10 protein-coding genes are annotated in these 13,203 nt (G+C 64.5%); 2 read left to right on the plus strand and 8 right to left on the minus strand.

The genetic code is table 11. The annotated features are described in order from the left end of the window. Positions 1-263 precede the first annotated feature (263 nt). Entirely contained in the window at positions 264-3,512 is a 3,249-nt protein-coding gene (locus tag AC0L3O_RS04490) for a winged helix-turn-helix domain-containing protein (RefSeq protein WP_473614914.1), read from the plus strand. 130 nt (positions 3,513-3,642) lie between these two features. On the opposite strand, the gene AC0L3O_RS04495 is transcribed toward AC0L3O_RS04490, so the two are convergent. Genes AC0L3O_RS04495 through AC0L3O_RS04510 form a run of 4 tightly spaced genes read right to left on the minus strand, consistent with a single transcriptional unit; the run spans position 3,643 to position 7,606 of the window. Continuing rightward, a complete protein-coding gene (locus AC0L3O_RS04495; protein ID WP_473614915.1) occupies positions 3,643-4,821 on the minus strand; it encodes a hypothetical protein in 1,179 nt (392 codons plus the stop codon). Positions 4,822-4,876: 55 nt separating this feature from the next. Next, positions 4,877-5,887, minus strand: coding sequence for a succinylglutamate desuccinylase/aspartoacylase family protein (locus tag AC0L3O_RS04500; RefSeq protein ID WP_473614916.1), 1,011 nt, complete (start codon positions 5,885-5,887; stop codon positions 4,877-4,879). 10 nt (positions 5,888-5,897) lie between these two features. After that, a complete protein-coding gene (locus AC0L3O_RS04505; protein ID WP_473614918.1) occupies positions 5,898-6,242 on the minus strand; it encodes a RidA family protein in 345 nt (114 codons plus the stop codon). Positions 6,243-6,286: 44 nt separating this feature from the next. Beyond that, positions 6,287-7,606, minus strand: a complete 1,320-nt coding sequence (locus AC0L3O_RS04510) for an alanine racemase (RefSeq protein WP_473614919.1) — start codon at positions 7,604-7,606, stop codon at positions 6,287-6,289. Positions 7,607-7,682: 76 nt separating this feature from the next. Here AC0L3O_RS04510 and AC0L3O_RS04515 point away from each other — a divergent pair, with 76 nt between their 5' ends. Continuing rightward, positions 7,683-8,624 (plus strand): amidohydrolase family protein, encoded by a 942-nt coding sequence (locus AC0L3O_RS04515; protein WP_419696097.1) that lies wholly within the window; start codon positions 7,683-7,685, stop codon positions 8,622-8,624. On the opposite strand, the gene AC0L3O_RS04520 is transcribed toward AC0L3O_RS04515, so the two are convergent. Genes AC0L3O_RS04520 through AC0L3O_RS04535 form a run of 4 tightly spaced genes read right to left on the minus strand, consistent with a single transcriptional unit; the run spans position 8,598 to position 13,108 of the window. Further along, positions 8,598-9,569 (minus strand): ABC transporter permease, encoded by a 972-nt coding sequence (locus AC0L3O_RS04520; RefSeq protein WP_473614920.1) that lies wholly within the window; start codon positions 9,567-9,569, stop codon positions 8,598-8,600. The genes AC0L3O_RS04515 and AC0L3O_RS04520 overlap by 27 nt on opposite strands. After that, positions 9,566-10,531 (minus strand): ABC transporter permease, encoded by a 966-nt coding sequence (locus tag AC0L3O_RS04525; RefSeq protein WP_287226242.1) that lies wholly within the window; start codon positions 10,529-10,531, stop codon positions 9,566-9,568. The genes AC0L3O_RS04520 and AC0L3O_RS04525 overlap by 4 nt, the downstream gene beginning before the upstream one ends. Next, complete coding sequence (locus tag AC0L3O_RS04530; RefSeq protein ID WP_473614922.1) at positions 10,528-12,036, minus strand: sugar ABC transporter ATP-binding protein; 1,509 nt, start codon at positions 12,034-12,036, stop codon at positions 10,528-10,530. Before AC0L3O_RS04530 ends, AC0L3O_RS04525 begins: the two co-directional genes overlap by 4 nt. A 19-nt stretch (positions 12,037-12,055) precedes the next feature. Continuing rightward, a complete protein-coding gene (locus AC0L3O_RS04535; RefSeq protein ID WP_473614923.1) occupies positions 12,056-13,108 on the minus strand; it encodes a substrate-binding domain-containing protein in 1,053 nt (350 codons plus the stop codon). Positions 13,109-13,203 lie beyond the last annotated feature (95 nt).

Here is a 13,203-nt window from a genome sequence, read left to right on the forward strand (position 1 = left end):
CGCGCGGGCCGCTGGAGCGGACTGTCGAAGATGGAGCGCGGGATTCACCGGTCGCCCATTGCCGCTCGCAATTCGGCCGCGTCTGCTGCCTGATCTCGAGGTCGCGCAGGCACCCAGGCGACGCTTGCACCCGGCCGTTGCCGCTTCATCTGCGAAGCCCCTACGAATTGTCGCAGGATTGCGCTACCCTAAGGTCAATCCGGGCGGCGGGACGGTCATCATGGCCCGACCGACGCTCGATGATTCGTCGAGCGGGAGCCCCGATGACCGCCCCAGATGCCATTGACGCCGATGCGAGGCGCCCGCTCTCGGGCACAGGCCGGATCGCCAAGCTGGCGGCGCCGCGCAGCGCCAGGATATTGAGGCGGAACCGCGTTCTCGAAGCGATCGGTCAAAAATCGCGTTCGAGCGTATGCTGGGTGGCCGCGCCGGCCGGCTACGGCAAGACGACGGCGGTCATCGACTACCTCGAAAGCGTCGCGGCACCGCACGTTTGGTTCCGCATCGACGAGGGCGACCAGGATATCGCGCGCTTCTTTCAATATCTGGCGCAGTCACTCCCCTCACCCGCGGTTGGAAACCTGCCGGTCTTCGGCGTCGAATATGCCGAGCAGCCGAAGGAGTTCGCCAGGCGCTTCTTCAGAGCCTATTTCGCGCGGTTGAAGCCCGGCACCATTCTGGTCCTCGACGATTTGCAGGACGCCGACACGGCCGAATTCCGGGCGGTGCTTTCCGTGATGTTCCGTGAGCTTCCTGACACGGTCCGCTGCATCTGCGTTTCGCGCACGCTGCCCCACAACGACCTTAGCGACCTCGTCCTCAAGGGCCAGGTGGCCGTCATCGATCGATCGCCGCTCGAATTCTCGACATCGGAAGCACGCGATTTCGTCAAGCTGCGGTCGAGGAACAGCGCCGTTCCAGTCGATGTCGAAGCGGCGCGCGGCTGGGCGATCGGGCTGGTTCTCCTCGCAGATCACGGCTCGGCGGTCGGCCCTGACGACACGACCGGGACAGCACCCGGCGGGCAGAATGCCCTGTCGGACGTTCTCGGCCGCCATTTCTTCCTTTCCCTTCCCGCCGCCGACCAGGACATGCTGCTGAAGCTCAACCTGCTGCCAGAAATCAGCGCCGAACTGGCGGACGTGATGATCGGGTCGAGCGAAGCGGGCAAGCTGCTCGACAGGCTCTACCAGCGGCAATTGCTGGTCACGCGGACGGAGAACAGCCGCGACGTTTTCCACCTGCACGACCTGTTGCGGGACTTCCTCGACCGACGCTTCGCGCAGCGTGTGACGGCAGAAGAGCAGAAGTCGCTCAAACAAAGGGCGGCAAAGGTGCTCGCCGACGCCGGTCGTCATGACGAAGCCATACACCTCGCCTTGCAGGCAGAGGACTGGGACCAAGCGAGCGGACTCATGCTGAGCCGGGCGGAGACCGTGCTGGCGCAGGGACATCGAACGACCTTCATCGAATGGGCCGGCCGGTTGCCGGAAGCGTTCATGAACGGCTGGCATTTCTATTGGCTGGGCGTGGCCCACATGCCGAACGACGCCGCGGCAGAGCACTGGCTGTCGAAGGCATGGCATGCCTTTGGCGAGGCCGACGATCAGCGCGGGCTTTGTCTTGCGGTGTCGCGCGCGGTTCTGGTCAAGACGGACAGTTGGCGCACCTATGAGGGTCTTTCGGTCTGGACCCGCCGGGCGTTCGAAATCATCGAGCGCGGCCTGCCGGAACTGCCTTCCGAGGAAGCGATGCTGGTGCGCATCGGCATGGTGCGGGCGCTGAACTTCGGCGACGACTACTACCGCAACAGCCCGGCCGGGCAAGGGCTGGAAACCGAACTGCTGGAGCGGCTGACCCGGAATCCCGAGCACGACCCAAGCGGCTTACGGTTGCTTGCCAGCGAAACGCTGATCGAGCATTCCGTATCGGTCATGCGGGCCGATCTGTTCACCAAGGCCGTCGACAGCGTTGTCGAGGATTTGACCGACAAGGAGGTGCTGCCTTGGGTGCTCGGAATGTGGCTGGTCGAGTTTGGCGCCAAGAGCGGCCGTTACTTCCCGTATAAGAGACGGGGTTTTCCCTACCAGTCGGCCGAAGCGGCGTTGCGGGAGGCGATCGCCATCGGTGAGCGCGAGTCGCTCAAGGGTGTGGAGTTCGGTGGCCTGTATCATCTTCAGATGCAGATGAAGTTCCGCAACGACTTTGCCGAGCTCGACCAGGTAGTCGAGCGCCTGGCCGAGATCGCCGACAGCCGTTTCAGCACACAGGTCGCCATCGTCGCCAATTGCTATGCCGCGCTTCATGCCAGGCAAGCCGATTTCGCGGCCGCCTATGAGGATTGCGAGCGCTTCATGGCGGCGAGCGAGGCCGCCAACGAGCCGATGGTCGAGCGCTGGGCGCACTGCATCACGAAGTTCCAGGTGCTGCTCGCCGACAGGAAGCCGCGCGAAGCCGCCGCGCTGCTCAGCGACTTGCTGCCGCGGCTGAACGGCGGCGCCCGCAAGCGAACCGAGATATGCATTCTTGCAGCGGCCGCGCTGGAGAGCCTGTGGGACCAGGGTCCACGCTACGGCGATCGGCTGAAGGTCTTCATGGAGGCGCTGCGCGACGTCAGCTGGCCAATGGTGCTCCTCAACGTTCCGGAATTGCTCGCCGAACTGCTTGGCGATGCGCTTGAGCGCGGCATCGAGCCCAAGCTTTGCCGGTCGCTTATCCGGGAACGCCGATTGGACGCGCCGCAACGGCGGCCCACGGCCTGGCCATGGCCGCTCAAGGTCCACGTCCTCGGAGGCTTTAGGCTCGAACTCGATGGAAACCCTCTTAATCTCGGCGCCAAGCCACCGACGAAGGCTCTCGACATCCTGCGGGTACTGGCGATCTCGAAAGACAACACCTGCTCGCTGGAGACCGTTCAGGACTGGCTGTGGCCCGACCTCGACGGCGACCAGGCGCGGGCGGCATGCGAGCAGGCGCTGCATCGGCTGCGCAAGCTGCTCGGGCGGACCGACCTCATCGTCCAGCGCGAAGGCAAGCTTCGCCTCGCCTCGGACAAGGTCTGGGTCGACCTCGCCGACTGGGATGCACGGCTCAAATCCGTAACGACAGCCAATGGCGAGGCGGCCGGGCCGCGACCGGAAGCGGAAGCGCTGTTCCTCGCATTCCCCGGTCCGTTGTTCCTGCACGAGCGAGCCAGCTTCTGGTCGCTCGCCGCAGCTGAAAAAGTGCGTCGCGATCTGATCGATCTTGGATTGCGGATCGGCCAGCGGCTGGAGACAACCGGGAACGTCCAGGAAGCGCGCTCGATCTATTTGAGGGCGCTGGACCTCTATCCGGATGCCGGACTCGTCTACAAGGCGCTGATCAGGGAGCGGCTGTCGCGCCGTGATGTCGAAGGCGCGGTCGACGACTATGCGCGCTACGAACGGGCGCTGCGTGGTGCCGGCGAAGCGGCGCCAGCTGCGGAAATACGCGCCTTGGTCGAACCCTATCTTGTGCGGCACACGCGCTGACGACGTGTTTTGCGCAATGACTGGTCGCGAGGCAGGACAACGCCGTCATGCATAACAATGACTTAAAGCGCCTCGCATGAATCCATTCAGCCGCGACGCGCTTTCGACTGCGGCACACGGATCGTTTTGTTCAGCCAGGTCGTGCTTCACGCACCCAATCGAGTCGTGCGGCGGGGACAAGGCCGTAATTGTAAAAATTGATACCGTCGACGTCCGGCGCCAGCGCCGGCTTCACCTTGGCGGCGAGGTTTTCAGGGCCCGCCATTTCCGGATAGAAGAGCCTGTAGCCGGCGCCGAGGAATTTCTCTGCTCCGAGTGCGGCACGGCCAGCCGCCATCAGGCTCGTCACGTCGCCGGCCTGCATGTCGTAGGCACAAAGGATCGCCCCGTCGCAGACCTTGCCGAGCGCTGCCAGATCGCACCCGCCGAGCCAGCCGTCTCTCAGGTCGATGACGAGGACACGGGTCCCCGGATCGGCAACCTCGCGCAGTTCGGCGACAAGGCTGGTCACCGGCTCGAACCGCCACGACAGATAGGCGTGGAGTTGCGGCCAGGGCAGAAAGGTGTCGAGGCCACTTGCGGGAAATTCGGGAAAGCGCCGTTCAGGCACCGCGCGCTCACATGCCTCGGCAATCCACTGCTTGACGAGCTCGCGCGCCGCCTGGCCTTCGATGCCGGCACGAGTGGCGCGAGCGAGGCAGGACGGACAGAAGCACAGCGACAGAAGCAAATCGTCTTCCGGCGTCAGCCCGACACCATCCTTCTCGTGATGGTACTCATGGGCGAAGCCCATGAAGGACGGGCTTTCAAGTTCGATTCTGTCCGGCTTGTAAGTGTGCGTAACGTCGGCGACGAGCGCGCGGACATAAGCGCGCGCATCCGGATGCGACGGGCAGAGATTGTAATAATTGGGATCGCCAAAGGCGTTGCGGGTGACAGCCTGCGGATAAAGCATGCCGAGGCGGGTATTGTGCAGACAGACCGTCCAGCACGACACCTGGAGGCCGCCTGCCTCGCGCCGTTGGATAAGCTCGGCCAGAACGTCGCCACCTTCGGTGATCACGTCCGCCACCTTCGGCTGAATCACGAGATCGGCCCATCGGGCGGCGGTTGGCTTGAAGTAGATCGTGCCGTCCTCCGGGAAATAGGCTTTGCGGCGCGGGCTGCGCGGCTGCAGGAAGCGACCGGCATGATAGGAGGTCGCGAGACTGATCATGTTGAGCCCGGCGCGCTCGATGAGATCGCGTTCGACGGCCTCCAAGCCCAGATCCTGGACATCCCAGGGGTAGGTCCACATCGAAAGCTGCATGAAATCTCCTCGGTTTTCTATAATGGCGCCGTGAGCAAACGCCGATGGTTTCCTGTCAGCCTTCCACCGGTTCGGCGACCTGCAGAAGGCAATCTCCTGCCTCGCACATCGTGTGCAGCCGGCGCGAAAGTACGATGCCGCCTTCGGCGAAATGCAGGGCTTCCTCGGCCAGATCGAGCCGTTCCAGGTCGTGATACCAGCCGGCCAATTGTCCGGCGCTGACGCCGTCGCCGAGCCTGACGGCGGGTTCGAACCAGCCGCGGCGGGTGGCGTACAGGCTCTGACCGTGCCGGGAAAGCGAGAGCAGTCGCGTCGGCGCCGAAGGCTTTGACTCCGGCGAAAGAACCGGCGCCTCGACCACGCCAACAGCGACCATCAGATTGTCGATCGCGCGAGCGGTAATCGCCATCGTATCGACTGTGGCGGTGCCGCCGCCGCCGAACTCGCCGCTGACGCCAATGGCACCGGCCCGGCGGGCTGCGCCCATCGAGGTCGGCGAGGCCTGACCATTGTCGGCCACGAACCCATACGGCATGCCGAGTGTCCGCATCAGCTCCACCCCGCGCCTGTGACGGTCGGGATCGGTATTGCGCTCGACGAGCGCTGTAGGCAGATGTTCCATCGAAGTGCCGCCCGAATGGATGTCAAAGACGATTTCGTGGCGAGGGAACAGTTCCGACTCGAGGAAGCTGGCAAGCCGGCTTGTCGGTGTGCCCAACGGATCGCCCGGAAAGGCTCGGTTGAGATTGCCGCCATCGAGCGGCGAACAGCGTTTGGCGGCCATCACCGCCGGTGCGTTCGCCATCGGCAGTATGGTGACGCGGCCCTTGATCCGCTCGGGATCGAGCCGGCGGACCAGCTTCGCCAGCGACAGCTCGCCCTCATATTCGTCACCGTGATTGCCGGCCATCAGAAGCAGCGACGGCCCCTCACCGTTGCGTATGAGGCAGATCGGGACCTTGACCTGGAAATAGGGCGAACGGTCTATCGAGAAGGGCATGCTGAGATAGCCTGATGTCTTGCCGTCCCGGTCGAAGTCGAGCGTATGGATGAGTCCGGTGTGCATGGCGAAAAACTCAGATGGCGGCGATCGCTGTGACCTCAATGCGGAGGTCGGGATCGGCGAGACGTGCCTCGACGCAGGCCCGCGCCGGCAGGCGTTGGGGATCCACCCAGGCATCGTAGATGCTGTTCATGGCGTCGAAGTCTCCGATTTGCGGCAGGAAGATGTTGACCGCCACAAGCTTCGACTTGCTGCTGCCGGCCTCGACCAAAAGCGCCTCGATCTTTGAGAGCACATCGCTGGTCTGGCCTTCGACGCCGGCCTTGCGATCGTCGGCGACCTGGCCTGCGATGTGGACAAGGCCACCATAGACGACCGCCTGCGACATGCGGGAGCCGGACTGGAAATACTTGATCATATTCGATCCTTTCGAGGTTCTCTTGGGGCCGCCGCAAGATTCGGTCAGCCGAAACAGGTGGGAAAGGCGTGGCGGACATGCCCGGCCGCGTCGACGCCGAAAATCACGCGATAGCGATCGAGGCAGGTGCAGGGATGGGAGATGCCGAATTCAATGATATCACCAACGGCAATGTCGTCGCCCGGCGCGATTGTCAGGAAGGCGTGCTGGTCGTTGAGCTTGAAGACCTCGGCGCGCGCTACCGGCAGCGGCCTGCCGGTCCGGAAGACCGCGAGCACCATCGGAAAGCCCTGATCGAACGACACGTCGCGCATGCCCATGCCGCAGATCGCCAGGCCGGGCTCCCGCCGCGACAGCACCTCGGCCCACAGGCGCAAAGCCGGACGAAACGAATTTCGTGCGGAAACGCTGACGCCGCCGACCGCAAAGCCGTTGCGCGCGTCAAGTGCGCCAAGCGAGCGATCATAGACACCATGGTCGTGGAAGAAGATGGCGCCGCTGCGCAACACCAGCGTCGCATTGCCGTCCCTGGAAACGGCCGGCGAAAGCGCGGCGACCACTTTGTCGAACAAAACCGAGCCGCCGGCCGTGACGATCAGCGGCACGTCGCCGCCGGCGCGGGCGCGCAGCCGCAGGAACATGTCGGCGGTCATCGCCAGCAGAGCCGAGATCGCCTCCTCGGTGCGGCCGGGGTCGGGTTGCGCCGCGGCACCTTCGTAGGTGGCAACGCCGGCAATCAGCAGCCGTCCGCCGGCTGCATCAACTGCATCGGCGATCGCCTCGGCTTCGCCAGTGGTCCTGGCGCCTGCCCTCCCCGCACCGAGTTCGACAAGCACGCGCAACGGCGGCAGTATTGCATTGGCCCGCCAGGCTTCGGCGAGCGCATTCACGGCACCGACAGAGTCGGCGAAGACGAAGAGCTCGACGCCTGGCCAGGCGCCAACCAGCGCCGCGAGCCGGTTCGCACCTCCTGATCCACCAACCTCGTTGGCGACGATCAGTCGTGTGAGGCCGGCCCTGAGCATCACCGCGGCTTGTCTAATATCCGCGACGGTCGTTCCCCATGCTCCGGCCTCTACCAACGATCGGGCAAGGTCGGGCGCCATCGGGGTTTTGGCATGCGGCGCGACCATGGCGCCCTGTTCGCGCGCGTAGCGCAGGAACAATTCACGATTGGCGATGAAGGCCTCCTCGTCGAGGGTCAGCACCGGCAACGACATGCGTCCATCAGCCGGATGCCAGCGCTGAGATGCGACAAGGCTGCTGTCCAGCCCGAAGGTGCCGGGCGGCACGCCGCGGATGCGATCGTCGAGCAGGAAATTTTCACGGATCGCGAGCGCCGGCACGGGTGAGTTTTCGGTCATCCGATGCTAGTCCTTCGCCTTAGCAGGATGAGGCCCGGACTGATTTCCGATGCCGGCCACAGCATGAGAGAGATGCGTGTCAAAGCCTTACTCCGGACCGATCATCGATGCCCACCATCATCTTTGGGATCTCGGCCTCGGCCGCCACCCCTGGCTCGCCACGACGGCTGGCGAGCGCGGCGGCCTGGGCGAGCTTGGCCCGTTGCGGCGAAACTATCTTCCTGAGGATTATTTGCGCGACGCCAGCCGGCACAATGTCGTCGCCACAGTTCATGTCGAAGCCGGTTGGGCCGGGGACGACTGCGTCGGCGAAACGCAGTGGCTTGAAACGCTCGACAAATCGCGGGGCGTGGCGGCCCGCTACGTCGTTCACGTCCCGCTGGCGAACCGCCAAGCCCCGGCGCTGGTCGAGGCGCAGGCGGCGTTCGACCGTGTCGTCGGCGTGCGCGACATATTGAGCTGGGATCCAGATCCTGCCCGCCGTTTCGTTGCCCGTGACGGCATCATGAACGATCCGGCCTGGCGCGCCGGCCTGGCGCTGCTTGCCGGCCATCGGCTGATTTTCGATCTGATGGTGTTTCCGCGCCAGCTCACTGGAGCCGCGCGCCTCGCAGCGGCCTATCCGAACCAGCTCTTTGTTCTCAACCACTGCGGCAGCCCGATCGACCGTGACGCCGATGGAATGCGGGCGTGGCGCGAAGCGCTTCGGCTTTTGTCGGAGCGCGACAACGTCGCCATCAAGATATCGGATCTGGTCGCCTACGATCATGATTGGACGCTCGACAGCCTGAAGCCGGTTGTCATGCATTGCATCGACTGTTTCGGCACACAGCGCGCGATGTTCGGCAGTGACTTCCCGGTGGCCGGTCTGCACGCGTCGTTCGATGCAGTATATGACAGCTTTAAGGCCATTGCCGGGGAGCTTTCCGCAGACGAGCAGACGGCGTTGTTCTTCGGCAATGCAAGGCGCATCTACCGGCTGGACGATATGTCATCGGCGGGCCTGCTCCCTGCCTGAGAGAAGCAGCAGCCCCAGGATCAGCGAACCGAAAAGGATGCTGCGCCAGCCGGGCGAGGCGTTGACGACGGTGATCAGAGCCGTGATCGTGACCAGCAGGATGGCGCCGGGGATGGTGCCGGCATAGGTGCCGAGCCCGCCGAGGATCGAGGTGCCGCCGAGCACGACGGCTGCAATCGAGGCGAGCAGATAGGGATCGCCGATCCCGACATAGCCTTGTCCGTTCATGCCGAGCACCAGCACGCCTGCAAGCCCGGAAGTGAACCCGCTGATGCCGTAGACTGCCAGGGTGGTCGAAGCGATGGGAACGCCGGAGAGTGTCGCGGCAAGCGGGTTGGCGCCCATCGCGAAGAGCCGAGCGCCGAAGGAAGTGGCATGCATAGCGACCAGAACGATCACGGAGACGGCCACCCACAAAAGCACGCCTGCGGGCATACCGGCCGGCCGCGCATTGCCGAGCCAGCGCACCAGCGGGTTTTCGGCGGTCACTGCACTGCCGCCGGCGATGATGATCAGCAGGCCCTGCAGGAATGTCGCCATGGCCAGGGTCATGATCATCGGATGAACGCGCAACAGCGCCACGCCCAGCCCGTTCACCAGACCGATCGTCGTCGTCAGCGCAAGCACGGCAAGGATGGCGGTGAGCCCGGTCGGATCCGCCTGCCACGACAGCAGCGGCAGGCTGACGGCGCTCACTGTGACGATCGCCGCGACGGAAAGGTCGATGCCGCCGGCGATGACCACAAAGGTCTGCCCCGCTGCGACCAGGCCAATGACCGCGGCCAGTTCGACCAAATAACGCAAATGGCCATAGGCGCCGAAGCCGCGCGAGACGAAGCTCGCCGCGATCCACAATGCGGCGACGATGGCCAGGGTGAGAAACGGCCGGCTGCGCAGGATCGTCAGGGCGCGCCTGCCGTTCACGGTCTCTTTCCATTCTGTCATTGCTGCACCTTGCGGAATTGCGGGATGGCGACCGCCCCGATGATGATGAGGCCCTGGGCGACATATTGGGCGACCGGCGTGAAGCCGAGGAAGAACATGACGCTGATCATCAGGCTGAGCAGCAGGCTACCGGCAAGCGCGCCGCGCATCGTGCCTTGACCGCCGAGGAAGCCGATGCCGCCGAGCACGGCGGCGGCGATGGAATTCAGCGTGAAGGCCGTGCCGATGACCGGATCGCCCGAACCTGTTTGCGCGGCGACGAACAGGCCGGCGCCTGTACAAAGCAGACCGCTGATCGCGTAAGCCGCTACCCGCGCACCATCGACCGGCACGCCGGAGCGATAGGCGCCGACCGGATTCTCGCCGGCGGCATAAAGGCTCAAGCCAAGCGGTGTGGCGAGATAGAGTTTCCATAGAAGGACGATGAGCACCAGCAGCACGAAGGCCGCGGGCGTGTTGCCTGCAAGCAGTTCCGACAGCCACTCCGGAATGGCGCCGCCGGGTCGCGGCAGGATGAGCAGCGCAGCACCGCCGATGACGAAGGAACCGGCGAGCGTCACCACGATAGAGGGCAAGCGAAGTTTTACGACGATCAACCCGGTCGCGCCACCGATGCCGATGCCGGCCAGCGCCACCGCAACGGCACCGCCGGCTACGCCAAGCGGCCCAGTCATCGTCGTCGCGGCGATTACCGCGCCGAGGCTGACCATTGCGCCGATGGCCAGGCTGATGCCGCCGGTAAGCATCAGGATCGCCTGGGCCATGGCGACCAGCGCCAGCGGAAACCAGCTCTGGGTGAATTTGGCGAAGCCGGAAGCGGTCAACAGGCCGGGAAACAGGAAGCCGTAGGCGACGAGGAACGCCATGACCACGGCGAACAGGCCGCGCACACCGACATTGCGGCGCAGCTGAACCGGCCAGTAGAGAGCGCCGGCTTGCCTTGAGGAGGCCACCGTGCTCATGCCGCCACCTTCCGCTGTTCGGCGCCCATCGCGGCGGAAACGATCGCTTCCTCGCTCAATTCGCCGCGCTCGAGCACGGCAACGATGAGGCCTTCCCGGACTACCGCGACGCGGTCGCAAAGGTGCACCAGTTCGGGCGTGTCGGAGCTGAGCAGCACGACCGCCTTGCCGGCGGCGGCGAAGTTGCGAAGCATCATGTAGATTTCGCGCTTGGTCTCGACATCAACGCCGCGTGTCGGATCGTTGAGGAGAAGCGCAAGCGGATGGTGCGGCATCCATTTCGCCAGCGCCACCTTCTGCTGGTTGCCGCCCGAGAGGGCCTGCGCCGGCCGGTCGAGGTCGCCCTTGATGCCAAGCTGGGCAGCGAGACCTCTTGCCGTCTCGCGCTCGGCACGGCGGCTGCGCAGCTTCAGCGCCGGCAGTCTTGCGAAAGCGGGCAGCATCAGGTTGGTGATAATGGAATGGATCAGGTGCAGGCCTTCGCGCTTGCGGTCGGCCGGGACATAGGCGAGGCCACGCGCGTTGGCTTTCGGCACACCGCTGGGCAGACCCGAAGCACCGTTGACGGTCGCGGATGCCGTCCTGGCCGGAATGGCGCCGTAAAGGCCAAGCAGCAAATCTTCCTGCCCTTGCCCGACCAGGCCTCCAATGCCGAGCACCTCGCCCGTCCTGATGTCGAGATCGACGTCGCGCATCAGGCCGGCCGAAAAATTGCGAACCGAGATGGCGTTGGCAGCCGATGCCGAAGCCTGCCACTGCGGAAAAAGGTCGCCGGGGTCGCGGCCGACCATCAGCCGTACCAGCCCGCCGGCGTCGGTTCCTTCCAGGCTGCGATCCGCCGTGCAGGTGCCGTCCTTCAGGACGGTGACATGCTGGCACAGTGCCATGACTTCGTTCAGCCGGTGCGAAATGTAGAGAATAGCGATACCCTCGCCGCGCAGCCTCTCCAGCAAGTCCGTCAGGACTTTCGTTTCGGTTGCCGAGAGCGACGAAGTGGGTTCGTCGAGAATGAGAACGCGCGGCCGGCGGTAAAGCGCCTTGGCTATCTCCACCATCTGCCGGCGGCCGAGCGACAAATGTCCGACTGGTATCGAGAGCGGTTCGTGAAGCCCGACAAGATCGCATGCTGCCCTGGCCCGCACGGCGAGTTCGGGATAGTCGAGCAAACCGAACCGGCGCGGATAGGCGCCAAGGCCGATGTTCTCGGCGATGGAGAGGCTGGCCGTCAGGCTGAGTTCCTGCTGGACGACGGCGATCCCGGTCTGTTGGGCATAGGCGGGGGTCATGCGCGACACTGGGCGCCCATCGACCTCGATCGCCCCGCCCTCCGGGCGCAAGGCACCGGACAACACGTTGATCAGCGTCGACTTTCCGGCGCCGTTCTCGCCGAGCAGCGCATGCACGCGGCCGGGCTGGAGAGCGATGGAAACGTCGCGCAGGACAGGGTTGCCGAAGAAGGACTTCGACACCCCCCGCGCGGCAAGAAGCGGAGCCGTGGCCACCAATTTCTGCGACCTTCCAAGCTTAATGTTCAGCCAGCAGCTTCTTGAACAATTCCTCGTCGTAGGGCGAATAGATGTAGCCGTCAGCCGGGAAATCGGCCGCCCGGGCGAGGTACTGATCGATGTTGGAATTGTCGATCACCGGCAGCGGGATCTTGACGAAAGCCGGCACATCCTTGCCCTCCAGCGCCTGGACGGCGGTGTAGGTGGCAAAGGCGCCGAGCCAGTTCGGCTGCATGGTCGCCCAGCTCTTGAGGCCCTTTTCCTTCCAGAGCTCGAGGAACTGACGGGCGTTCTCGCCGGTGATCGGCACTTGTTCGCGGCCCTGCTTGTCGAGGGCGAGTACCGCGCCCGCAGACAAGGCGCCGCCGAGCGACAGAATTCCATCGATCTCGGAATTTGCGAACAGCAGGCTGGTGACGGCTTCCTGTGCAGGCGCGACATTATAGGGTGTATTCGTCTCGGCAAGGACCGTCACCTCAGGATGGGCCTTGAGCGCCGCGTCAGCGCCTTTGCGCCGATCGTCGCTGACCGAAACGCCGGCCGGGCCGTTGAGGACGAGAATCTTGCCCTTGCCGCCGATGGAGTCGATCAGGAACTTGGCCGCCTGATCGCCCCACTGCGCGGAATCGGTGTTGACCTTGGCTGTGACCTGGTCGGTGTCGACGAGGCTGTCGAAGTTGATGATGGCGATGCCCTTGGCGCAGGCGTCCGCCAGCACACGCGCCGGCGCGGTCGACGAGCCGGCAATCAGGATGATGGCGTCGACGTCGGAATCGATCATCGACTGGATCTGCTGGATCTGGACGTTGGCGTCGCCCTGGGCGTCGGTCACGACAAGCTTGTCGACCAGCCCCTGCTTCTTCAGCGTCTCGACTTCGGCTTCGATGGTGCCCTGTGTCTGTTTCATCCAGGTCGGCACGGAATAGATGTTGGCCCAGCCGATCGTGTACGGCGCCTTGCGGTCGCCCTTGATGCATTTGGCGGCGGCATTGGCCTGCGAATCGGCGCCGAAGCTCAACAGGAGACCGAGGCAAAGGGCACTGGCGGATGCGAAAAACGATGATTTCGTCATGATTGTTCCCTTCTGAGGTTATGCCGGACGTTCGGGATAGGGACGAGAAACCCTCCGGTTGCCGCATCCGGAAACCGCCCGTTTTCTCGTCAGAA

The sequence above is a fragment of the Mesorhizobium sp. WSM4810 genome, from assembly GCF_055811235.1.

Bases quoted from the DNA above. Each gene is read 5' to 3' on its own strand.
- AC0L3O_RS04490 (WP_473614914.1), top strand. From the start codon at position 264: ATGACCGCCCCAGATGCCATTGACGCCGATGCGAGGCGCCCGCTCTCG.
- AC0L3O_RS04495 (WP_473614915.1), bottom strand. From the start codon at position 4,821: ATGCAGCTTTCGATGTGGACCTACCCCTGGGATGTCCAGGATCTGGGC.
- AC0L3O_RS04500 (WP_473614916.1), bottom strand. From the start codon at position 5,887: ATGCACACCGGACTCATCCATACGCTCGACTTCGACCGGGACGGCAAG.
- AC0L3O_RS04505 (WP_473614918.1), bottom strand. From the start codon at position 6,242: ATGATCAAGTATTTCCAGTCCGGCTCCCGCATGTCGCAGGCGGTCGTC.
- AC0L3O_RS04510 (WP_473614919.1), bottom strand. From the start codon at position 7,606: ATGACCGAAAACTCACCCGTGCCGGCGCTCGCGATCCGTGAAAATTTC.
- AC0L3O_RS04520 (WP_473614920.1), bottom strand. From the start codon at position 9,569: ATGACAGAATGGAAAGAGACCGTGAACGGCAGGCGCGCCCTGACGATC.
- AC0L3O_RS04525 (WP_287226242.1), bottom strand. From the start codon at position 10,531: ATGAGCACGGTGGCCTCCTCAAGGCAAGCCGGCGCTCTCTACTGGCCG.
- AC0L3O_RS04535 (WP_473614923.1), bottom strand. From the start codon at position 13,108: ATGACGAAATCATCGTTTTTCGCATCCGCCAGTGCCCTTTGCCTCGGT.